The organism is Dyadobacter sp. CY345, assembly GCF_021502725.1.
Lineage (GTDB): Bacteria > Bacteroidota > Bacteroidia > Cytophagales > Spirosomataceae > Dyadobacter.
Genome location: NZ_JAKFFS010000001.1, coordinates 1108008 through 1132130, shown reverse-complemented (window position 1 = coordinate 1132130; position 24123 = coordinate 1108008). Strand labels below are relative to the sequence as shown.

The window sequence follows — 24123 nt, the reverse complement described above, 5'->3', positions numbered from 1 at the left end:
ATTTTATACACTTCGATGCAGTTACATAGTAATATTCCAAATCTATAAGACTACTTTTGGAAAAAACCTGAAAGGTAAGTACAGCCCTGCCCTGACCTATTTGTACACGCGAATAAGAAAATGATAGGAATCGGCAAACAACTTGCCTCAAATCGTTTCTAAAATTCTATTCAGCAAGTTTAAGTTCTGATGCTGTGTAATTATGCTTGTAAGCAGGTTCTTCTTTTATTGTCATAGTCCTTTTTGTTAATGTGAACTGTCGTTTTATTCCACGCTCTGTAATTGCTAACGCTGCTTTTTGGCTAGACCACATACGATCAGGCCATAGGATTTGGTAATGAGTTCTAGAATTTTAGCGTCTGGAACATCCCGGTTAAAACAGACACTGATCCAATGTTTCTTGTTCATGTGATACCCAGGTTTTATCCCTTCATACTGATCTTGAAGTTGCTGTGATTCTTCCGGGCTGCAATTGATATCGCAAAAGTCGAATGAATCAACATTGAAGAAGCAGAACCATTTGTCAAATACAGAGAACACCAACAAGTTTTTATCATAGTGTGCTTTCGCTTTATTAAATGGCATTTTTTCATTTGTCTGGTTTAACGAAAGGCAATAAGTTCTAAAAGCTTCTGAGTTCATAATCAAACTTTTGTTTTTTAGTACACTTAACTACAAAGGACTCACGCCATTTGAGACGTGGGTCCAAATTCTATAAGTATGCGCTGATATTTTCTTTCAAAATCGACATTTAGTGGCACGGTTAAATATGTTTTCAGGATCAATCTTCCAAAAACGGATAATCGGTGTATCCGTGCTCACCGCCACCGTACATGGTAGCGTGGTCCGGTTGGTTCAACTCTGCATCCAATTCAAACCTTTTTGGCAGATCAGGGTTGGCCAGAAACAGTGCACCGTAAGAAATAATTTTGGCAATCCCCTTTTGGAGTTCCGCTTCCCCACTTTCTTTATTGAACCCGGCATTTGCGATAACAGTGTGTTTACTTACACTGCCAAAGGTTTGTATGGCATTCTTAGGATAATTTGGGAAATCATCCAAAGGTAATAAGCCATTCATTAAATGTACGTAGGTTAATGGTAATTCATTTAAGGCTTCGATTAGGCTTGAGAATTGCGCAACCGGATCACTGTTTGTTATATTGTTGTAATAGACAGTTGGCGATAACTTAATACCCACTTTATCAATACCCATCACATCAACCAGTTCCTGCATTACTTCCAGCACAAAGCGGTTCCTATTTTCGACGCTACCGCCGTACTCATCAGTCCGCAGGTTCGCGCTTTCCGACAAAAACTGGTTAGGTAAATATCCGAATGCTGCATGCAGTTCAACTCCGTTAAAACCGGCTTTGATAGCATTCCTGGCGGCGTGGCCATAATCCTTCACAATTTGTTTGATTTCTTGTGTGGTTAATTCCTGAGGTGTTTCATATTCTTTCATTCCCTGAGAGGTGAAATGCTGCTGTCCTTTGATTCCAATCGCCGAGGGTGCTACCGGAAGTTGCCCCTTTCTATCTACAGAATGCCCAACACGACCAGTATGCCAAAGCTGCGCATAGATTATTCCGCCCTGGTCATGCACAGATTTTGTCACTTTCTTCCATGCTTCAATTTGCTCATCGCTGTAAAGGCCAGGTGTCAGCGGGCTGCCCAGCGCGAGTTCAGTGATATTGATCGCCTCTGTGATCAGAAGCCCTGCACTCGCACGCTGGGTATAATACAAAGTCGTCAGATCTGATACGACGCCTTCAATGTTCGCCCGGCTCCGTGTCATGGGTGCCATTGCAACCGCGTTCTTTATTGTTTCTTTTCCCAGCGTTACCTTTTCTAGTAATTTCATTGTTTTAATATTATTTGAGTGATGTCTGTAAATGGTAGTATTTGAATCAGAAAAATAAAACTCCTATATCAGCCCACGGTCAAGGCAGTACTGTCTCACACTTTCCTGAGCCGTTGGCAACTCTCCAAAAAGTTCTTTTTGCCGCTGTGGATTTTTACTGATGTACACACCCGTATCGATCCATTTGATCATTTGATACATGTCATCGGTGCTGTCACTGAATTTGGCTACGATCGGCAGGATGTAATTCAATACGAAAGCAGGGATAACCCGCTTAGCCTGAACAGGCTTTTTAAGAACACTTGCAAATGCCGCTAACAGTATTTTCTCGTTCACGGGTTTGTCCCAGCCTACATCTATGGAAGTGTTCAGCTCCTTCTCAGACAAAACAACCGCTGCCATAGCAGCATATTTGGCCAGTTGTGAGGTGTAAATAATCCCGTAAGTTCCTGTCAGGAATGTAGGTAGTACCCCTTTCTTAATTTTATCGATGATAAAATCCGGCGTTTGATCTAGGAAGGCACCCGGTCTTAGGGCAATGAAAGGCTGTTTTTTCTCTGCTAGATATTTTTCGATCAGATATTTATTATAAAAGTGAGGCACTGATTTGGCTTTGTCGGATTCGAGAATGGATATCAACACAAAACGGGGAATTCCGGCTGCCTTGGTGGCATCCACCAGATTCTGATACCCGATCGTATCGGTTACAGGGCTGTCACCCTTTGTTCTTTTCGTGTAACCCGCTGCACTTGCCACGATTGCGTCAAATCCATGTGAGGGTGATAGGGTCTTACTTAAAGAAGCTGCATCCATCATATCACCCACAACAAAGTTTTTAACACCCATTTCCAAAAGCTTACTTCTATCGCTGCTTGACCTGACCATTGCAGTGACCTGTGCTCCGAGCTTAAGTAGTTCAGCGGCAATTTTATTTCCGAGGTAACCAGTAGCACCAGCCACCAGAACTTTCTTATTGTTCATTTTTATGATTTTTAAATGATGATATTTTTTAATCAACCGTAAGGATTACCTTACCATTTACGCCACCGGCCGCTAAGAAATCCTGGGCTTGGGCTGCTTCGCCAAGCTTAAATATTTTGGAGACAACTGGTTTAAATTTTCCCGCATTTACCAGCGCTAAGCCATTCTGCAAAGTTTTTGCGGAAATGTCCGAGGCCACAAAACCGGCTTTTACATTGTATTGTTCTGCCAGCTGCTGTGAGGGTGGCACGACTATACTTAAAAGTTTTCCGCCAGGCTTTAAAACTTTAAAAAGCTTTTCCTGTGCCTGACCACCTGCGGTGTCAGCCACAAGATCAACACCCGTGAACAAACCGCTCACACACTGTGATTTATAGTCAATAACCAGGTCTGCACCAAGACTTTTTGCCAGTTCCAAACCTTTTCCGGATGCGGTGGCAATCACATACGCACCGGCGGCTTTGGCAAGTTGCACCATCGCGCCGCCGGCTGCACCTGCTCCACCTTGAATCAATACTTTTTGCCCTTTTTGAAGCTGACCAGCTGTGAAAAGCACCGATTGTGCAGTCCCGATATTGACTCCAATAGATGCTGCTTCTTCAAATGAAAAACCCTGCGGCATGGGCAGCGCAAAGTCTTCGTTTACTTTCACATACTCAGCATAACCGTTTGTCTTGGTGAGGGCAATGACCTGGTCCCCCACTTTAATTCTTGATACGCCATACCCAATGGCTACAATTATTCCTGCGGCCTCTCCGCCTGGTGTAAAGGGCATTTGAACAGGGCGTGCCGCCTTCATCAATCCCATACGGATTTTCATGTCGATCGGATTTACGCCTGCTGCCTTCACCTGGATCAAGACATCATTTTCACTCTGGATCGATGGGACTGGAACTTCAACCTCCTGAATCACATCTGAACTTCCATAAGTTCTGTATTGGATTGCTTTCATTATTTTAAATTATTAAGTGTAAGATTTGTGTATCATGGCTGCTCCACAACATGCTATGGGCAGAAGTCAACAGCATTGAGCTGGGCATTTTTTTCGATACGGCTGACAAAATCAGGATTTGCGAGGAATCCGCGCCTGAAGCAGACCAGGTCCGCCAGCCCCTCCTGCAGTGTTTGTTCCGCTGTCTGACGCGTTAAGCCGTTACAGAATATAATGGTGTTATTAAATTCCGAACGAATCGCCTTATACGTCTTTTCAGGAATTTCCGGGTTGATTGACAGATGAGTATAGGCGATGCCGAATCTGTTCAGTTCACTAGCTAAATAGACGTATGTTTGATGCACATGATCCGTACAGTATGGCCGTTGGTCGCACAATTGAGAAAATGGCGAAAGAAGAATCCCTATTTTTTTCGGACCAATAGCCCCAGCAATCGCTTGGGTCAACTCCACAATCAGGCGGCTTCTGTTTACAAAGTCCCCTCCATATTGGTCCGTTCTGTTATTTACATACGGATTTAAGAATTGTTCCAACAAATAACCATTGGCACCATGGAGCTCGACACCATCAAAATCAGCCAGAACTGCATTTTTTGAAGCCCTTACAAAATCTTTAATAACTCGGTTTATACCGTCCAGGCAAAGGGCTACCGGAACAGAGTGCTGCTGCATACCTTGTGAATCTGTAGAGATTTCGCCCGCTGCCTTAATATTTGAAGGGCCTACCGGCTGAATTCCGCCAGGTATGTTGTCCACGTGACCGATGCGACCCGTGTGCATTAGCTGCAAAAATATTTTAGATCCCTTTTGATGAACAGCCGCTGTCACCTTTTTCCATGCTTCTACCTGCTTATCACAATAGATTCCGGGAATGCGTGGATATCCCAGACCTTCGGGACTTGGCGAGGTCCCTTCTGTAATAATCAATCCCGCCCCAGCCCGCTGGGCGTAATAATTTGCCATCAGCACATTAGGAAGATTTCCAATCGCCCTGCTGCGGGTGATTGGCGCGATCACCAAATGATTTTTTAACTTTAAGAAGCCTTTCTCATAAGGCGTGAATAACTTCTTCATTTTGCTGCTGCTTAATTACAGAACAAATGTAGAAGTTACCCAATGGGTAAAATAACCGAAAAAGACACAATAATAGTCCTATCCGGCAAGCAATGTTTCAATTCAAGATAATGAAATCTTATGAAGTATAGGAGAATTTTTTTGGTGTAATACCGTACTGTTTTTCGAATACTCTGCTGAAATGGCTAAGATTTGAAAATCCAAGCTCGTAACCAACTTCAGAAACGGACTGTTTAGCCTGCTTTAACAAAAATGCAGCTTCTTCCATTCTGGCTTTTTGGTAGTAATTGTAAATTGTATCACCAAATGTCTGCTTAAAAAGCTGTTTAAGTTTCGTCTCGCTCATAGAGGCTATGGCGGCCAATTCGCTTAAAACGGGCGGTGTACTAAGATCACTTAATAATTCATTGCGAATGACCAGAAGCTTTTCTGCATCGTTACTGTTGATACTTTTAAAAGGAGTGCTTTCCCTGATTGACAGCTTGCTAAAAAGCAGGTACATCAATTCCTGAACCTTGATTTGTACATAGAAATTATTCAGGGAATTATTCATGTCGACGGACACAATATTTTTAAGTAGCAACTGCATTTCAGGATCCAGACTTTCGAAAAACAGAAAGGATGCGTTTTCAGCTGTGATCGTCTCTAATGTTCCATTTGGTTTTTCGATAGAAAGAACTGAGCGTAACCTGTCGGCCGTAATTCCAACAACTACATATTGAATATTGCTGCCAGCAGGAAAACGGATTTCTGTGCGCAAATCATTGGTGGACAACAGTATCGAAGAATCATTTTTTTGTGAGAATGGTATATTTACCTCGTGATTGTATCTGACGTCAAGATCTTCCTTATTGCTGTAAAAGAAAATGGTCCTTATGGTATTAGAGGTTGCGGTCGGATTACGCTTGATTATTAGATCTTCCTTTAACGTATACCGATGAATTGTTAATTTAAAATCGTTTCCAAACCCGACTTTACGCACATAGCCCTCTCCCATTTCCTTTGGGATCTCCAGGAAATTGTCTCGCACAACAGCGTTGATTTGTTTTGAAAACCGGGTTATAAAGTCAAAACCCGGGGCAGCTGTAAATTCCAAAATCATAGCATGAGGTAAATGGTTATGCGTCTAAGGTTATGTAAATTTCTAAAAATTTAAATCACTTTTTCAATATCCTCTCAGTTAATAAGCCAGATATTACATATAATTCGGAATAGCCTCAGCACCTGCCCTACCCTGAGATTCGCCATCGACACAATCTACATAAGCCAGACCTCGACATGGGCATGGTCGGTTTAACTTGTTCTACAAACACTAAACTGCACTATATTGGTATTCTGGTTGCAGCTACCTCATAAAATCTTGTTTTCAACATATTTCATTAAGACCACCGTTTTTCTCGATCATTCATCTACTATAATCATTCGCAGAATACTCGCTCTTCAACGTATCTCATTATTACGTTCCTACACAAAACGTAAGCCTAGTAGCGAAAAAGCTGCTTCCTAAGAAGCAGCTTTTTAATTCAGTATCCACTTGGCAATAAAATTACATTGTTGGCCAGATAAATTTTTTTACAGCTAAGCGATAATCCTTAACCTATTTTGGTTTCTTTTTCAAGAATTCTAAATAATGAGCTGCACGAAGATTTTCACAAAAAAAAACGAGAACAGATATAAGGCTGACCTGAATGTAAGAATAAATCTCAAAAAAATGAAATAGAAATAGGCCTCTCTACCACATAATGATATTGCGCAGCACCACTCGAATCTATCAATCGGCACAGAATCCCGGCATCATCAAGATCAAGTAAAGTTCTGTAAAGACTTACCCGGTTGATTTTATAAGCAAGAATTGCTATCAAATGGGCACTGTACTGCCATTGTATGCAAATTCGACCAAAAAAGACAGGTAATAATTAAAACCAAGAGCTTAGGAACATCGTTTACAGGCCCATGTAAAACGAAAGCAAATAATAAGCGTCCACCACTGTGAGCTCTTCTTAAATATTTTTTCGCCAATTTATAACGCAATTCATCATAGGATCCTGGTAGAGAATAAGGTATAATAGAGACCGATGGCTGCATAGCACATTCATCTTAAACCAATTTATTTCACCTGAACAAAATTCCCCAAGTTACCTACCGTAGCATTTCCCTGCCATCTCTGACAAAACCGGGCTTTGATAGAAACCAGAAAATCCATTTTTATCATTGCTGATTCTGGCCAAGAAAAAACCATAGATTCCGTTTTCTTTATCTATCCATGGATAAGCACCTGCCCAGCTTGGGCTACTGATTACAAGTGCGTTGCCACGCTGATCAACTTTCTCCCGCCATTGTCCCAGGCCGTAAATATCGTTTCGACTTTCCTTTCTTACAACCTGTACATACTCACCTGCTCTAACTATTGCATCTCTCACCTGGTTACTTTCCAGCTCTACGATTGATGCCTTAGACAAAACCTGCTTACCTTTATAAACCCCATCATTGAGTATCATATCCAAAAAGCAACCATAATCATCCAACCGGCACCTGGCTCCCCCACCTAGCATGGGATTGTGACCAGGTGTAGGATCAACGGGTGTAAAGTGCGTGCCGATCATCCCAAGCGGGCCTGCTATCTTCTCCTGAAATATTGCTTCCCATATCTTTCCGGTGGCAAGTTCTGCCATTCTGCCTGCTACCTGCATCGCCAGTCCCCCGTATAAAAATTTTGTTCCTGGTAAGGTATCCGCAGGAAGATTCACAATATAGGCAACGGACTCCCGCAAACTTTGATAATTATCTGCTCTTGCACCTCTTGGTTGATAATCAGGAAACCCGGCTGTGTGCGACAGCAATTGACGAAGTGTCGCCTTACCCTTCAGATCTGTAAATTCAGGAATCCAGCGCTCAACTGGGTCATCCCAACCTAGTTTTCCTTCCTGCACAACTGCCGCAATAGCTGCTGCTGCCAGCCACTTTCCAGCAGAGGCGATGTGAACCACGGTCTGAGAATTGTAGGTACCGTAATATTTTTTATGAAGTATCGTATCCACACGGCCAACAATTAGGGATGCACCGTCGTAATAGCCCGAATCAATCCAGCATTGGATCTTCTGATCTACCGGTGCAAAATCATAGGCCTTTTGCGCATGAGACCGGGACGTAATATGTACACCCAGTACAAAAACTAAAATTGCTACGCGTTTCATTTTTTCTTTTGAACGTAAAAGGTTTGTGATACAGGTGCAGCAGACTGTATTTCAGGCTGTTTACTTGTTCCGTACTGCCATGCTACGACAGTAACTTTTACCGGAAATTTCGTTCTGGGCGGTATTTTGGTTAGAACAAGTTGACTTTCCCGGATTATCGCAGGCCCCTGTTGAACATAGTAATGTACTGGTAAATCTCTGTCCGACTTCCCCCCGAGCGCTACTGGCGGACTATTTTCTGATAAGTCATTAAGTTTGGAGAACTGGATCGTCTGACTCAGGCCTCGATCGTTTCTTAATGGAATTTTCAGATTTAATTGCTGCACAGCACTTTTGTAATCCTGATCACCATCACTGGCAGCCATCAGCCAGATATCATTGCTACGCTTGGGATTATCAAAGCCCGACCTGTTGAAACTGACCGTAAACGTGGAATCGTTGACCTTTTTTACCGGGCCGGTTATTCTGGTAATATCGATTTGGCTTTTTGCATGTTCACTTGCAAGCTTATAGCGTAACGAATCGGTGTAAACACCAGAAATATGAAAACTCACTCCGTCATGTAGCGGGACGAATCTGGCCTGGATTCTTGCGTGAGACTTTTGATTGAAGGGCAATAGTGCACCGCTTTGGCAATAGCCAATATACTGCTGTTTCTTTTGTCTAGCCTTTCCGTAATATTTCTCTGTCAACTCCGCCATTTCCTTATCAAAGTACCAGAAAGCCTGATTTTGATTGCCCTGATAGGAATGATACGGTGCGGACGGCTGAGCAGGAAAACGATCCTGATGCCAACGGTCAGCCAGCCACCCGTTTTTTACAGCCACAGCATCGAGTTTGGGGTAACGGTTCAAAGGCAAATGCTTTGGCAACCTTAAAGCCGCAGCTTTTTTTATAAAAACCGCCAAATAACCGATCAAGTCTTCCGAAAAATCAAAATGTCCCCTGCCAGCATCGGCCAGCAACGATACAGGAGCATCGGGATGAAGCTGGCGGAATTTCAGCGCTGGTGTCAGCCGGGCATCCCACCATTCGTATTCACCCATGACCATAAGTCCCGGCACGCCGTCAATCTGCCGCCCTGCCCAATCCGGATTGGGCTGTCCGCTTCCGGTTAGATCCGTCTGGGGAGCATCACCGTGAATGGACAACATCGCAAGGGTACGGTCCGGGCTCCATGCGCCAAAGTTCCAGGGAAAACTAGCCGCCGCAGAATGGCCAATCGGTACGACAGGAGCAAACTCCAATTCGGTATACCCCGAAATACTGCCGAGCTTCTTCATCATAGCATTAAATTTTGTCCCAATTCCCTTATCAAACTGAAAGACCTGATCAAAAGCCGGATCCACCCATACCTGTGCAAAGCCGATTTCAGCCATTGTTTTCCTGAACGCTTCATTTTCCAGGATTCCCTGCTCAATCATGTTGTTTTGCCCAACTACAACGCCACGCACCCGTTTGCAATCAGGAGGTATCCAAAGGTATGCAATAGGACTCTTTTGGGTTTCCTTTGAAATGATACTATCGACAGAAACGGACCATTGCCACTGCTGTGCACGGGCCACAGCACCCGGCAAGAAAAGTGCAAAAAAGCTCACAAGGCATATTTTAGCGAAATTTCCCTTTATATATCTGGTTGTTTTCAACATAACAACTTTCCAAAAATCAATTACTTATTACGATTTTTTGATACGGTATTGCAGGCAATGCATAGCTTACGGTTTGCATTCCCTTAACTCTTTTACCTTTGACAGCAAACATTTTTCCGTTTTGTTCAAATGATAGCGTAAACTGTCTTTTTTCTTTTCCATAATCAGGCAGTGCCAGCACGGCAGCGGCATCTGCTCCATAGTACAGAGTATCATCGTCCAGTTGCAATACAGCACTTGCGGCGCTATCGAGGCTAATGGCAAATTGCCCGTATGACGTAGTGAGCCCTTTCCCAATGAACAAGTAATTTAATTTCTTTTCTGCGCTCATACTTACAACCGCATAGCTGGCTGCTGCTTTCATCCCGTCATGGCTGACGGGCTCCGTTTTTGATGATGAGAAAATATAATCCTTAATCCCTGATTTGCTTTTCACCTCTAATCCAACAAAATCAGACGAGCTACCAGGTGGAGTAAAGCTTGCAATGCGCTCAACAGAACGGCCAAGTTGAGTGCTCGACGGCTCATAAACTGCTACGAAAGGACGCGTCCAGGCTTGACCGTTTTGTCTGGCTACGATGGTGGAAAGCGGAAGTTCTGCAATGGTATCCGGTATCATCAGATTATTTCTAAACTCCTTTGATATTGGGGCTTTCACTGCGAAAACTTCCCGGTCAGCAGATCCTTTCATCCACAGGTTCATAAAAACGGCATTTTTACCCGGAAGATTAACTTTAAAAGTGGCATTAAAATCCTGATTGGTCACTATTGATTTTTTGTCAAAGAAATAATCATAAGCAAACAGGTGCCCTCCCGCAAAGGATAACTTTTCCGTAGGTTTCAGATCAAGCGGTTTTCCTGCTTCATTTGTTAAAGTCAGTTCTCCGCCCAAATTATGATAAAAATAATCGTGCATTTTATCTTGATTATCCTTTCTTTTGGACCTGAAAATATCGACATAATAGCCTGTTGTATCACCCGTCCGGATGATACTTGTAAGCCGGTTTTGATCAGACTGGGTTTCGGGTTCAAGAAAGTAAAGCGAACCAAAGGTTACTTTGGGGAAATATCCTGTCTTCTGGTCCGATTGGGGATAGGAGCTCAGCACATCAAACCCGTGGTTGCTTTTCATAACCGGATAGGCAGATATTCCGTCTACGGCTACTGTGTTATGCGCCGGAAACTGAGAATAATATTCGGCATAATCCTGCTGAAAATAGCTGGTACCAATCCCTCCGTCAGGTCCAAGTATTAACCCTTTTCCATAAATTTCCATAGAAATCCCGTTCGCATGCATGTGGTTACCCTTCGAGCCGGCCATAGCAACCATCAGCCCATTTTTGGGATCCATACCATTACGCTGCGCGAAGTAGCTAACGTTAGGCGCCGAGAAAACCGTGCTCACATAGTCCTCGATTTTACCGGCAGGTACAGAACTGATCAGACCATCTGTTTGATCCTGATATCCCGGTTCAGATTTTCTGTTAAAAGCATCGATCGTTTTAATAAACTTCGTATACTTTTCTTCCTGTGCTGTTTTACCGTTTTTTCTCGCATTTTCAACAAGTTGCCAGGCCGACTTGGGTTCCAGCTGATGATAATGCGAGTCGCCAAAACCGGTGGTGAACCCATTAGGAAATATATACTGGGTTTCTGCCAGAACAGCCTTTTCCAAAACCGGCATTTGGGAAAGCAAGTCGTAATTAAAATTCTGGTCAAACCAGTTAATGTATCCTGTAAAATCATGCAGAACGCCGCTGGAATACCCGGCACTTTCGTTCCATATACCTGTTTTTGGATCATAACCTTCGTTCATAACTTTGACAATTGACCACTGCCTTTCGGAATCCTCATTGAGCACCTGATTAAGATAATACTGCGTACCCTTCTTGTCGGCGTAGCTGCTATCCGGCTGTAAAATGTGCGCGATCATCAGCACATTTTTCGCCTGCATCAGATTCCAGTTATTGAAAGCCACTCCATTTTTAAGCTGTATATCGGCCCATTTCTTAAATGTGTCAACATAAATCTTGTTTTTATCGGGCGCTTTTTTTTGTATGTAATTAAAAAGGTTATCATACAGTGAAGTAAGATTACTAAGCATAGCCACCTCCTGAATCACTTCATATGTAGAAAGTCCGGTAATGGTCTGATGATGGCCATGGGATAAGTCATAAGGTTCCTTCCGATAATACATGCCAGTCATATAGGTATCAAAAAGATTGAAGGCAAACTTTGCATACGAATCCTTTTTTGTAACCACGTAAAGTGAGCCTGCTTCTGCGGCAAGTCTGATGATATTGGTGTTGATCGCTTCAATATTCCGACCTGTTTTAGCAATGTCAGCCCACTCCAATGGCTGACCGGCTTTCGAGCGGTTGATCATCTGAATACCCCTCGGGTCATCTTCATAGGGCTGGATATCTTCCAGTTTTGAGCTGCCATAAATGGTCGTATTATCCCTTGCACCCGGAAACTTCACCGTGGCTACCGGTGCCGTTCCTTCCGCGTGGTCGTATACTCCACTTTTGATAAAGACATCAGTTGATTTCGTTTTCCAGTACATCTGAAGTCTGGATAACATCCAGGTGGAATCCGTCTGAGATTTTTCCACATAAGGATCTACATCAGCTTTATATTTTAACAGGGACTTTTCTGTCAGCTTATCGTGTATCCGTGGATGAACGGTTGAAAAATTTGTCGGAAGCTTTATCTGCGCCTGGGCATACAAAACAAGATGTATCAAAACCAGTGAAAAACCAAACCTGGAAATATTCATAATTTAAAATTTCTTTTCAATATAATTCTTACCCACCCCAATCAGCTCCAATCGTGGCTCCGTTTTACCTCAGAGGCTTTTACCTGCCCTTAATTTTTTAAGCCTTGTTAATGCCTCAATGTAGTAGTAATCGGCATAGTTGATCGAAACGTCGATTTCTGTACCGTTGGGATGGTGACCTGTCGAATGCAGCAGGAAAGCGTGATTTTGGTCTCCGCTTTTATATGCAGACGAAGCCAGCGACGTGAGCATTCGTTCTGCTTCGGCTCTGTAATGCTGAGCCACTTTTTTATCCTTTACCAAAGTGGATAGTTCCAAAAGTCCGGACGCAACAATAGCGGCAGCGGACGCATCTTTTGGAGCATCTGGGATCTTCGGATCGTTAAAATCCCAGTACGGGACATGGCCTGCCGGTAGATTCTTGATATAGACATCAGCTGTTTTCTGTGCTGTTTCCAAAAAATACCTTCTTCCTGTTTCGCGTGCGCTCATTGTAAAACCGTAGATGGCCCACGCCTGCCCGCGTGCCCACAAGCTGTTGTCGGCATATCCCTGGTGGGTTACTCCTTTAATAAATTCACCCGATTTGTCATCGTATACAGCTACGTGATAAGAAGTCCAGTCTGGGCGGAAATGATTTTTCATGGTCGTTTCAGCATGTTTTTCAGCGATATCACGCAGTTTTTTATCACCTCCATTTTTTGCAGCCCAAAAAAGCATTTCCAGATTGATCATGTTATCCATGATCGTATTGTGCGGCCAGCCCATCTGGCTGATCATCCGTGGCCAGGAAAGTATCGTACCTACCTTCGGGTTAAACAGTAGCGCCAAAGAATCCGATGCGCGCAGTATTGTCTGCCTGTAAACGGAGTCCCTGGTCAGGCGGTAACCATTTCCCGCACTGGTATAGAACATAAAACCAAGGTCATGATCGTGCTCTTTTTCATCTAGTACCGGCGTGAGTGCATTCGTATAACCTGCCGCGGCATCTTTGATCGTATTGTCTTTTGAATATTCATAAGCATACCAAAGCGTTCCGGGCCAAAAACCACTTGTCCAGTCTTCAATACCTACATAATTCCAGTTTGAGTCCGCTTTTGAGATTCTTCTGGGGAGTCTGTTATATGGCTGTTTTTCTGCCAGTGTTTTTTTCACCTGCGTCAGGCAGTAAGAAAGCTCTTTGTCAACATCCAGTGCTTTTTTACTTTGTGAATAGGCAGGATGTAGCAAGCATAAAAAGATAATCAGAACAGGTATTTTTTTCATTTTTGTCATTTTTATAAGAAAATACGCACAGGCAGGATTGAAGCTTACAGGCAAAGAAATTTATTTTATTGGGGTAAACCAGATCGCCTGGCCGCCCTTTGCCGGCATTTTTATTTCCAGGGTCTGGTTGTTATCCACTACTTTTCGTTGAATGGAAACCTTTGTTCTCGTTTTCAGTGCAGGATCATCAGCATAAATAGAAGCCGTATATTTTTTCCCTTCCTGCAAAAAATCCAGGGATAAGGTCAGCGTTCTGGCATCATTATTAGTGATTGACCCCACAAACCAATCCTGGCCTGATCTTCTTGCAGTGGTGATATACTCTCCAATTGAACCATCAGTTACGATAGTCTGGTCCCAGACAGTCGGGACTTTCTCAAAAAATTCAATCTCTGGCTCATTTTGATAGGCGGATGGTTTATCGTACCAAAACAAAAACTGAAAGGGACTATACATCACTACGGAAAGTGCCAGCTGGTGGGCATGCGTGTTTTTTAACCGGGGATCAAAATAACAGATCGTATAATCACCCGCGCCGGCAAGGCCCCTGGTAAATGGCAATATGGTGTTGTGGGTAGCATCCGGAAATTCTTCATTCCCGCGAATGCCCTCCTGCGATAGGAGGTTTGGATACGTACGGCTGAAACCCGTCGGGCGGTACTCGTCATGAATATCCACCATCAACTCGAACTCGGCGGCTTTTTTCACTGCTTCATGCAGCCAGTGCGACCAGCGGTTTGATCCAATCTGTACAAAACCGAATTTAATTCCCTTGATCCCCCACTTCTGATAAAGCGGAAAAAGTTTGTCCATCTGACTGTAAAGCGCTCTTTGGTTCACATAGATCAAAATGCCAATGCCTTTGCTTCTCCCGTAAGCGATCAGCTCCTGCATGGCCAGGTCTTTTTCAGGGGAGACTACGGAAGCATCGGAAGAAACTTTCATTTCAGGACCGTACCATCCGGCATCTAAATGAACATATTGTAAATGATGTTTTGCGGCAAAGTCAACGCATGCTTTGGCATCTTTGGTCGTCAATCCCGAGCGTATCACCTTTCCCGGTTTAATCCAGGCTGTATTTGAGAGCTTACTGGCAGGGTTCAGATTTAAAATCAAATCGTTGTTTTCAATCAGATGCCCGGGCTTTTCCGCAGCCATGATCACACGCCAGGATGTGCCAAACGGAGTAATCGCATCAACATCTCCGTAGATAGATGCTTCCAACGTATTTCTTTTTGTTTCGCTTAGCTTGAATTTTGTTCGTGCGTAATCCACCATCTGTGCTTCAAGAAGTGCTACATATAAGCCATTTTTGAGGTGCAGCGTTAATGGTCTTTCGCTTTCGCCTGGCCAGTTTGCCAGCGGCAATAATGAATACGCCCCCTGTGCCCATCCTTCAAAATAGGCCATACTGCCTTCCGGTAAAGTGAACTCGGTCTGCTCACCGGTGATGTGCATGAAAAGGCCATTCTTGTTTTCGGGAAAGAAGTATTTAAAAGCCACCCCGCTGTCATAAGCTCGCACGATTAGTTGCACCTGATAGCTACTTCGCCGGTCGTAGTCCGGGGCCGCATGCCCGTCAGCCTGGCCATTGTCCTGTCCGTTCTTCTCGAAGCTTAGCATCATTTCGTTGTAATGATCTTCAATAAGGCTGCGTTCTCCATAAAGCGGCTTCCAGCTTTCGTTTTTTGACGACCGCTGAACACCTGTAAAAACCAGATTATCAAACCAAACCTTACTTGAATCATTGGTTATCGCCAATGCCGATTCAAAAAGGTTATTTTCGATCTTCACGCCCAGCTCCGATTCCAGAATGATCGGTTTACCTTTATAGGTCACACCATAAACAAGCTGCTTTTTGCCGGCATGCTGCTTGTGAGCGACCGTAATGACGAAATTTTTATCAGGAGATAAAAGCTGATAACCTGTACTGTCCTGTGCTACGGAGCGGAAGCAGCATGCAATAAACAGAAACAGAAGACACGCAGGCACTTTAAATTTAAGATACATAATTCAATTACTTTTAATACAAAACTATTCGCCTAATCAACAGATTTTAAAATCGACTTTTATCAAAACCGGTTGTGCTGATATGGATTATTCCAACTCATGTTAGCAATACACATCATTGCATTTCGAAATGCTGTAAAAGATCAGAAAAACTAAACCCCTTATAATGCCGACTGTAACTGGCCGGCATTATGAGGGTGTCGTTATGACCGGAGCGTAAGTGCTGATTGCCCGCCTGACTTGTTATTAATCCGGAGAAGTTTCAGTCAATAACAAATGCGCATCAACTACCAGCCAGGATTCTGCTCCAGATTCGGATTTAACTGAATTTGCTGAGAAGGAATAGGTAGCAGATAATTTTTGTCAGCCCACTTTCTATTTGTTTCCAACCGGTAGACATTATTTACTACCTGAGCACCGATACCTGGCCAACGGGTCTCAAAGGCGGTACCTTTCCAGGTTATTCCCAAAATATCCTGCTTCATCTCAGTTTCTGCTGTTTTCCAACGGATCAGATCGTCTCTTCTGAATCCTTCAAAATAGAGTTCAATATTTCTTTCTCTGCGGATCTCTGTGCGCATGTTCAGTCCATTAGCACCAACGAGTTCATTGCTTAACTTTGGCATCGTTTTATTTACACGGTTTCGAACCAGATTGAGTGACTTATCCAGATCCGCATTCGAAATCGAACCATTTCTCTCATATACCGCTTCAGCATAATTCAGCAAAACTTCTGCATAACGGATAACCGGATAATCATAGGCTTCCTCCTGGTCAGACAATTTTCTTTCCGTACCCCATTTTTGATTGGCGTATCCGCTGCCTGTTGCCCCATTCCACTTCTGACCAGACGCGATATCGGCTGCATCTCCTTTCCACGAAACACGAGGTGCATTGTTGGTCCAGAAAGTTTGCCCGTCTTGCAGCAAATTGTAACGCATCCGGTTGTCACGGTTTTGAAATTCTGTGGTTGTGCCCGAATATCCCTTAAATAGAGGCGACTTTTCAATTGGAAGTCCATCCTGAGATAAATAGGAATCTGCTAGTTTTTTGGTTACCACAAAAACGTTACCTACCACGGTTTTGGTAATATTGAACCTAATTTGCCGCAGCGCAAAATCATAACGGTTTTTCAAAATATATTCCTTATTCGAAGATTTGGTTATGCCAGCCGGATTGGATGTCTGATCTTCCAGAATAAACAGATATTTTTGGGCTGAATCACCCAGTGCCGCGGGAGCAAAGAGCGAAAACTGATTTCCGGTTATTACTGCGCTACTCGCTGCAATAGCCTTATCCAACAGCGTATTTGCTCTTGAACTATTGCCTCTATTTTGCTGCCAGGTACCTTCATAAAGCGCTACCCTTGACAAAAATGACTGGGCTGCTTCTTTGCTGATCCTTCCCTTATCTGCCGCAGCAATTGCACTTTCAGCAGGTAAAACAGCAATCGCAGCATCAAGATCACTGAGAATAAAATCAGCTACCTGGTCCCGGGTATTGCGTGGTGCAGATAATTCAGCGGAACTAACAGTTAAAGGCTTTTCAATGATGGGTACACCACCGAACTGCTGTAACAGATCAAAGTAGAGATAAGCCCTAAAAAACCTGGCTTCGGCTACGTAAGTTTTGATATCATCGGGCGCTGAATAACTGCCTGCCTTTTCCAACAAATAGTTTACATTCCGGACTCTTGAATAATTCCAGTTACCATCTGTTAAGGGAACTGTATTATTCCCATTGCTGAACAAGTTGGCTCCATCACGCTGATAAGTAAAATCAGCGCGGGTCTCCGAGTGTGGCCCATCAGCCATGATGTCAGTAAATGTACGTAAATACGTATAGAACTCGTTGGCTGCCAGCTTAAACTGATCAGGAGTAGTCCAGTAGTTTGCGTCGGAGATTTCATTGAGCGGCTTCATGTCAATAAGACTATTGCATCCGGTGTTAAGCAGAGCAACAACAATCCAGACTTTGGCCAAAATATTTATTCGTTTCATGATTTGCGATTTAAAAATGATCTTAGAAAGTAAGGTTTAAACCAAAAGTCAGGTAGCGGTAAAATGGGTAACGCTGGCTGAAAGTGACGATATTATTATTTTCACTGTCGCCTGTGTTAGCTACGGTCCGGGAAGCTTCCGGATCCCAACCGTCTTTTATTTTTGTAGCCTCCCAAAGGTCATTTCCGGAGAAATATACACGCAAACGCTCAATCTTAGCCTTTTTAGTAATAGTTGCCGGAATTGTATAACCTACTACCAGATTTTTCAGACGCAGATAAGAAGCGTTTTCAGCTACCCAGTCGGAAGGAAAGTAATTGTAGTTATTAATAACACCGGTGGTAGAAATTCTTGGCAAATCAGCATCTGTGCGCTCCGGAGTCCACGATTTACCGACAAAAGCTTCATTTTGCGCCTGAAAAATTACTGCTGCTGGTATTCTCCAGTTCCCGTCCCGAATAACGGTTCTTTTACCAATTCCCTGGAATATAAAATTTAAATCAAACCCTTTGAATTCCAATCCTCCGTTAAAAGAATAGGTCAGACGTGGGTCATCCCTGCCCAGATACTTCGCATCCTCAGGAAAAGTAATTTTCCCATCTCCATTTACGTCTTTAAACATATTATCGCCCAGAGCAAGTCTGCCGTTAGCCTGTGAGGTTGCAGCGCCACTCGGCATGCCAATATTATTGCCGGGGATCAGATTCCGGTACGATTCCAGCTGTTCAGCAGTCTGGATTTTCCCGGCATATACCAAGCCAAAGTAGGATCCAATTGCATATCCTTCGACCGCAGTATTATATCCCCGAACACCCGTGCCAATAATATTTTGCCCTCCAAAGTTGATCAGTTTGTTTTGATTGTCAGAAATGTTACCACCGATTCGATAGTTTAGTTTTCCTATCTGACCGCGCCAGTTCAAAGACAGGTCCCATCCCCATGTTTTCAAATGACCATTATTACCTTGCGGCGCATTCGCTCCCAGAACCGCAGAGTACGTTCTGTTCAAAAGCATATTTCGGTTATTTTTTATAAAGTATTCAAAACTACCTGATAGGCGGTTATCAAGTACAGCAACATCAACCCCCAGATTCTGCGTTTCAATTTTCTCCCATGTTCTGTCAAAGGCGACCAAACTTCCGCTAGGTGAAATACGCACCGCTGGACTTGTCCCGAGAATAGGAAAACCCGAAGACTGCTGACTTGTAGAATAATTCAGGTTAAGAAACTGAATATAGTCATACGAACCAATTCCGCTCTGATTTCCCAAACTTCCGTAGGACGCCCTGATTTTAAGTACATCTAAAATCCCATTATTTTTCAAAAATGCCTCTTCTGTCAAGACCCACCCTGCTGAAACACCATAAAACATTTTCCAGCGATCCTCTTCACGAAATTTCGAAGACCCGTCATAGCGTACATTGGCTTCCAGCAAATATTTGTCTTTAAAAGAATAATTAAATCTTCCGAAATATCCTGCAATAGCTGTATGATACTGAGCTTCGGCAACCGTTTTGGAAGTTCCGTCACCCGTACTCAAACTCAACGAAGGCGGCACGCCAGGTACGACATCGAATGTTTTGGCAATAAACCTGTTATACTCAAAACGCTCGTATTGCGATCCAACCACCGCACGTACGGTATGATCTGAACCAAAGACTTTGTCATACTGAAGGTAGCCGTTTGCTGTAAAGTTAGACTCTGTTTTATTACCTCTCTGGTAGGATGTACGGCTCGGTGAGTTGAAAGAATTAAATGTTCCTGCATAATCATACCAGGCTATGATGTTCTCCAAAGTTCTGTAATCTGTGTCCAACAGGTAATATCCCGTCGATGCAACCGCTTTTATATTGGGTAAAATGTCGTACGTCAATTTAAAATTGCCATTTAGCCTGGTGTTTCGTTCGGTATTATCTCCTCCAAAATTTGCAATCGCATTCACAGAGGCATTCCCTATACCGGAGCCCCAAACATACGGCTTGCCAGTCAGACCAAGGCCGGACAAGGGCTTACCAGGCTGGTTTCCATTGTTTATTACGTCTCCAAGCCGCGTAGGCTGAACGATCACATTGCGCTCAACGGATATGTTACTTTCCATTACCAGTTTTTTGGAAAACTGGTAATCATTCGTAAACCTTACATTGTAGCGGGAATTCGAATTGTTTCCCGGCTGAAGAAGACTTCCGTCTTTTAAATAACCCGCCGAAATCCTATACCCAAGCTTTTCAGTTCTTCCCGAAATGCTGAGCTGATGTTCCTGTGATTTAGCACTACCCCAGAGCACATCCTGCTCCGTTCCGTCAAAAAAAGTAAAGTCCCTGACATCTCCAAAGTTTGCTGCTCCGGCACCACTGGCAGCCAGATACTGCTCTTTGCTCATTACAGTAATGCCCTGTTGCTTGGCTGCGATTGCTACATTGGCATAATTAAGCCAGATATCCGTCGCGGCAAATCCGTCCGTTTCACGCGCTTCTTTGATCAAAGGCCCCCAATCATTCATGTCAACCAGCTTGGGAAGTAGTCCGACGTTTTTTTGCGAAAAACTCGCGTTGTATTCAATTCTTGGCTTTCCGTTTTTCGCTCTTTTTGTTGTAATTAAAACAACACCTCCGGCTGCCCGGGATCCGTAGATCGATGCTGCAGCATCTTTCAGAAAGGAGATATTTTCAATATCATTGGGATTAAAAGTATTTAACGCATTCACGCCCGGCACGGGAAGGCCGTCGACAATAACCAAAGGTTCCGTACTGTTAATTGAAGCCGCCCCTCGGATCTGAAAATTCCATCCTTCGCGCCCCGGCTGGGAAGAACTTCTTGTCACAGTAACGCCGGGCACCTGCCCCTGCAACGCTGCCAACGGACTGGAAACCGGACCGCGATCTTTGAATGTCTGCGCACTAACAGTTGAGATCGAGCCAGTGAGGGTAGCTTTGCTTTGCGTACCGTACCCCACTACAACCACCTCTTCCAGTGATTTGGTATCGACCTTTAAGGAAACATCAATCTTTATCAAACTTCCGACAGCAATTTCCTGAGGTAAATATCCTACAAATGAAAATACCAGAACCTCAGGCTGATCCGGCACCTGTAAAGTGAAGTTCCCTTCAACATCCGATGTCGTGCCTTTTGTTGTGCCCTTGATTGTAATATTTACGCCCGGCAACCCTTCCTGTTTTTCATCCGTAACCTTACCGGTGACTGTCCTTTCAAAGCTTTTGGCATTTACCTGATCCGGTTGGCTTTTTTGTTCGTCTTCTTCCAAAGATGACGAATCAACTATGGTAAGCACAATTTTATCGTTCACAATTGTATAAGTAACACGGTCTGGCAAAAACATTGCATCCAGTACCTCGGAAACAGTTTTATTAGAAACAGATAACGAAATTTTGCGATGTACAGGCAGTGACTTGGAACTATATACGAACTTAAGATTTACCTTCTTTTCGAGCTGAGAAAGCACGGTTTTGATTTCTTTATGCTCTACGGCCAAGTCTACTCTTCTTAATAATAGTTCCTGCGCGCTTACCTCATAACCATAGGTGTAAGTCATTGCGAGAACTGCGAGAATGATTTGAATACATGATACTTTCATAATAGTACCTATTGGCGCTATGATTTGTCTTCGTTTTTTCATTGTTTTGCAGTTGTTAGATCGTGACAGATTTGGCAAAAGAATCCCCGCCTTATTTTTCGAGAATAAGACACCTTGTTAGCGCAAGTTTCAGGGATTTAATCAAGCCGGAGATGCTTCAACATCTTCGGTTTCTTTTTGTTGTAATTTTTATTTACATGTTATTGTTTATTAAGTTTGACTAGATTTAAAAGAATTGCATGCTCCGCCAGTCAATAAAATGGTGGTATCTCTGACTTGCGACTTGGTATTCAACAAAGCATTTATAATCTCGAGTTTGACAAATAAAGACTCGTTTGACAGATCAGCAGTTATCGGGCAGTGGGCAATGCTGCCGTTTTCCAATTTAATCTCTACTCCGTAAGCTTTTTCCAGTTTTTCAATCACGTCGATTAAGGATGTCTCTTCAAAAACGAATGCACCAGCATCGGGCTTTTCTACAAACACGGGTTTGTCAACGATACCGGTAATATATTTTTCAGATTCGGGCAGAAAGATAACTTTCTTATTAGGTGTTAAAAAGACACCGCCAGTGCCTGCATCAAATGTTTCCTTTACTTTATCTGCTTTTTCTACAATTACCTTTCCTGTTAAAACCGCCACTTCAATATTTCCGGATTTAATATTAGTATGCACGGTAAAACTTGTACCCAAAACCTTTGTTACAATATCTCCGGAAAAAACAAGGAAGGGCTTTTGCGGATTTTTCGATATGTTAAAAAATGCATTTCCTTCTAAATAAACCTTGCGGCTGGTAGCACTAAAAAGTTTTGGGTAATATAATTTAGCACCTTTTTCAAGGGTAACATGACTTCCGTCAGTAAGCCTGATAACTGATTGGGAAGATCCAGTATTTTCTATTTTTAAAAGTGCAGCCTGTTCCTGACTTGAAATATTTTTAAAAAGCGAGCTTCTTGACCGGTTCAAATCCGAAATAAAGTAGAGAAAACCTAGGACAAGAAGCACAGAAGCCGCCGAGACAAATTTTAAATAAGGTATGTAGCGCAATTTATTGGATACCGCTTCTGGTTCGTTTTTAAAGTATATCTCTTTTTGAATCCCGGCCCAGATTTTGTCTTCCAACTGATTTTTGTCTTCTGAGTCCAAATCCGATATATTTTCCCGCTCAATCGATCCATACCAAATGTCCATGACTTGTTTTTCCTCATTCCGGGAAGATCCGTCCATGTATCTTTGTAAAATCCTTAAAAATCCTTTTGTTTTCTTCTCCATTTTAACACGAATAATACGTTTCAAGCCCGGTATATTGATAAGTACCCTATACCATCAAATTGCCGCAAATAGTTTTATTAAATAACCAAAAGTTTATATTAAACATGGGGTATAGTTTATTTATTCTTAGAAAATTACAAGACTATAAACTTGGAGGACTTAGCTGGCGAAGACAATTGCAGTGATAATGAGGACAAAATCCTTTAAATGCTGGCGCATCATACGCAGCGACTGTGTTATGTGATACTCGATAGTGCGCTCGGGTATATTCAGCCTGGCAGCAATTTCCCGAACCGATAGTCCTTCCAACCTGTTAAGTGTGAATATTTCCCGAGATTTCTGTGGTAACGTTGCAAGTCCTGAAGCAATAGCGGTAGTCAGGTCAGTGAGTGCCAGCTGATCTTCGGTATCATTATCGTTATGATCTACAGTGTGAAAAGAATCATTTGAATATTGCTGTCTGACAATTCTAGCCCTGATATGGTTTAGTATCTGATATTTAACTGCGCTAACCAGAAAATTGTTTAATTCTTCAATCTGCACCTGAAAACGCCGCTCCCACAGGTCTACAAAAATATCCTGAACTATTTCCTGAGCGTCTTCTTCAAAGATCAGTTTTCGCTTGGCCATCATGAAAAGCTTGTACCAGTACCGACGGTAAATTTCCTGGAAAGCACTTTCGTCGCCTTCTGAAATAGAATTTACCAGTTCCTTATCCGATACCAACGTTCCCTGCATAACTGTTAAGATGTCTTACTAAATTGCTTTCACAAATAAGCAATAAATTAATCAAAATTTTCCCCAAATTTTACAATTATATTACCGAATTAATGAATTTTTCTACAATTTTACTATTTTAACGAGACTGAATGCCTCAATCAAAATGTAATTTTCGGATCTAAAACCAGATGGCAATCGAGGATTATTTACGCCTAACAAATATCGTTTAGCAGTTCCTGATGAAAGAAATGCGTCGCGTTCAAGTCAATGATTGAACAATTTCTGTCGAAGTTTTAATAGCACGATTTAACGTTGTTTATTTAACAGTTCACCAAACAATATCAACGCTTAAATTGCTAATAGTCCATAACCTTCAAAGATCGTAACAGTCCGGTTTAACCACCCGTCAATTTATATAACTTATCAGCAAGTCAATATAATCGCTAAACACTAGTTTGGCAATATTGATTGAGCAGCGACTATGACATTGATAATCCGTTTTTTTGAGAACGTTTGGGCAAAATAAGTAAAACTGTACCGATTTAATGTATCATCACAAAAACAACACAAGTGCGAAATTCCTTCCTAATTTTAACATCAGAAGACGTACTGACGTATACACTAGGTTATTTCAGAACAATAGTTATAGATTTCTGGCTTAAATCTCAAAAAAAATTAGGAGGGCCACGTAGATACTCTATGTTCAAATTTTACAATAATTTACAATCCGGGCAAGGTTAAAGAACAAAGGACAAGCCTTTAAATATTATAGTT

General features: G+C 42.7%; 15 protein-coding genes. All 15 read right to left on the bottom strand.

All coding sequences use genetic code 11. The annotated features are described in order from the left end of the window. Nucleotides 1-285: 285 nt before the first annotated feature. Nucleotides 286-642 carry an MmcQ/YjbR family DNA-binding protein gene (locus tag L0657_RS04765; RefSeq protein WP_235149262.1) on the bottom strand — a complete coding sequence of 119 codons (357 nt, stop codon included), beginning with the start codon at nucleotides 640-642 and terminating at the stop codon, nucleotides 286-288. Nucleotides 643-781: 139 nt separating this feature from the next. Next, entirely contained in the window at nucleotides 782-1861 is a 1080-nt protein-coding gene (locus L0657_RS04760; protein ID WP_235149261.1) for an alkene reductase, read from the bottom strand. Between the two features lie 63 nt (nucleotides 1862-1924). Further along, on the bottom strand, nucleotides 1925-2842 hold the full coding sequence (locus L0657_RS04755) for an NAD(P)H-binding protein (protein WP_235149260.1): 918 nt from the start codon (nucleotides 2840-2842) through the stop codon (nucleotides 1925-1927). 28 nt (nucleotides 2843-2870) lie between these two features. Beyond that, nucleotides 2871-3794 (bottom strand): NADP-dependent oxidoreductase, encoded by a 924-nt coding sequence (locus L0657_RS04750; protein WP_235149258.1) that lies wholly within the window; start codon nucleotides 3792-3794, stop codon nucleotides 2871-2873. 53 nt (nucleotides 3795-3847) lie between these two features. Next, nucleotides 3848-4867 (bottom strand): alkene reductase, encoded by a 1020-nt coding sequence (locus tag L0657_RS04745; RefSeq protein WP_235149254.1) that lies wholly within the window; start codon nucleotides 4865-4867, stop codon nucleotides 3848-3850. Between the two features lie 118 nt (nucleotides 4868-4985). Beyond that, nucleotides 4986-5969 (bottom strand): AraC family transcriptional regulator, encoded by a 984-nt coding sequence (locus tag L0657_RS04740; RefSeq protein ID WP_235149252.1) that lies wholly within the window; start codon nucleotides 5967-5969, stop codon nucleotides 4986-4988. Nucleotides 5970-7002: 1033 nt separating this feature from the next. Beyond that, nucleotides 7003-8061 (bottom strand): serine hydrolase, encoded by a 1059-nt coding sequence (locus tag L0657_RS04735; protein ID WP_235149250.1) that lies wholly within the window; start codon nucleotides 8059-8061, stop codon nucleotides 7003-7005. After that, complete coding sequence (locus L0657_RS04730; RefSeq protein ID WP_235149249.1) at nucleotides 8058-9659, bottom strand: hypothetical protein; 1602 nt, start codon at nucleotides 9657-9659, stop codon at nucleotides 8058-8060. Before L0657_RS04730 ends, L0657_RS04735 begins: the two co-directional genes overlap by 4 nt. A 67-nt stretch (nucleotides 9660-9726) precedes the next feature. Beyond that, nucleotides 9727-12489, bottom strand: coding sequence for a heparinase II/III-family protein (locus L0657_RS04725; RefSeq protein ID WP_235149247.1), 2763 nt, complete (start codon nucleotides 12487-12489; stop codon nucleotides 9727-9729). 69 nt (nucleotides 12490-12558) lie between these two features. Next, nucleotides 12559-13755, bottom strand: coding sequence for a glycoside hydrolase family 88 protein (locus tag L0657_RS04720; protein ID WP_235149243.1), 1197 nt, complete (start codon nucleotides 13753-13755; stop codon nucleotides 12559-12561). Between the two features lie 60 nt (nucleotides 13756-13815). Beyond that, a complete protein-coding gene (locus L0657_RS04715) occupies nucleotides 13816-15765 on the bottom strand; it encodes a glycoside hydrolase family 97 protein (RefSeq protein WP_235149241.1) in 1950 nt (649 codons plus the stop codon). 287 nt (nucleotides 15766-16052) lie between these two features. After that, nucleotides 16053-17765: a RagB/SusD family nutrient uptake outer membrane protein gene (locus L0657_RS04710; RefSeq protein WP_235149239.1), complete on the bottom strand. Its 1713-nt coding sequence runs from the start codon at nucleotides 17763-17765 to the stop codon at nucleotides 16053-16055. A gap of 22 nt (nucleotides 17766-17787) precedes the next feature. Beyond that, nucleotides 17788-21399 carry a TonB-dependent receptor gene (locus L0657_RS04705; RefSeq protein ID WP_235149238.1) on the bottom strand — a complete coding sequence of 1204 codons (3612 nt, stop codon included), beginning with the start codon at nucleotides 21397-21399 and terminating at the stop codon, nucleotides 17788-17790. A 168-nt stretch (nucleotides 21400-21567) separates the two neighbouring features. Continuing rightward, nucleotides 21568-22653, bottom strand: a complete 1086-nt coding sequence (locus tag L0657_RS04700; RefSeq protein WP_235149237.1) for a FecR family protein — start codon at nucleotides 22651-22653, stop codon at nucleotides 21568-21570. A gap of 135 nt (nucleotides 22654-22788) precedes the next feature. Then, nucleotides 22789-23367 carry an RNA polymerase sigma factor gene (locus tag L0657_RS04695; protein ID WP_235149236.1) on the bottom strand — a complete coding sequence of 193 codons (579 nt, stop codon included), beginning with the start codon at nucleotides 23365-23367 and terminating at the stop codon, nucleotides 22789-22791. Between the last annotated feature and the right edge of the window lie 756 nt (nucleotides 23368-24123).

Bases quoted from the DNA above. Each gene is read 5' to 3' on its own strand.
- L0657_RS04765 (WP_235149262.1), bottom strand. From the start codon at position 642: ATGAACTCAGAAGCTTTTAGAACTTATTGCCTTTCGTTAAACCAGACA.
- L0657_RS04760 (WP_235149261.1), bottom strand. From the start codon at position 1,861: ATGAAATTACTAGAAAAGGTAACGCTGGGAAAAGAAACAATAAAGAAC.
- L0657_RS04755 (WP_235149260.1), bottom strand. From the start codon at position 2,842: ATGAACAATAAGAAAGTTCTGGTGGCTGGTGCTACTGGTTACCTCGGA.
- L0657_RS04750 (WP_235149258.1), bottom strand. From the start codon at position 3,794: ATGAAAGCAATCCAATACAGAACTTATGGAAGTTCAGATGTGATTCAG.
- L0657_RS04745 (WP_235149254.1), bottom strand. From the start codon at position 4,867: ATGAAGAAGTTATTCACGCCTTATGAGAAAGGCTTCTTAAAGTTAAAA.
- L0657_RS04740 (WP_235149252.1), bottom strand. From the start codon at position 5,969: ATGATTTTGGAATTTACAGCTGCCCCGGGTTTTGACTTTATAACCCGG.
- L0657_RS04735 (WP_235149250.1), bottom strand. From the start codon at position 8,061: ATGAAACGCGTAGCAATTTTAGTTTTTGTACTGGGTGTACATATTACG.
- L0657_RS04725 (WP_235149247.1), bottom strand. From the start codon at position 12,489: ATGAATATTTCCAGGTTTGGTTTTTCACTGGTTTTGATACATCTTGTT.
- L0657_RS04720 (WP_235149243.1), bottom strand. From the start codon at position 13,755: ATGAAAAAAATACCTGTTCTGATTATCTTTTTATGCTTGCTACATCCT.
- L0657_RS04715 (WP_235149241.1), bottom strand. From the start codon at position 15,765: ATGTATCTTAAATTTAAAGTGCCTGCGTGTCTTCTGTTTCTGTTTATT.
- L0657_RS04710 (WP_235149239.1), bottom strand. From the start codon at position 17,765: ATGAAACGAATAAATATTTTGGCCAAAGTCTGGATTGTTGTTGCTCTG.
- L0657_RS04705 (WP_235149238.1), bottom strand. From the start codon at position 21,399: ATGAAAAAACGAAGACAAATCATAGCGCCAATAGGTACTATTATGAAA.
- L0657_RS04695 (WP_235149236.1), bottom strand. From the start codon at position 23,367: ATGCAGGGAACGTTGGTATCGGATAAGGAACTGGTAAATTCTATTTCA.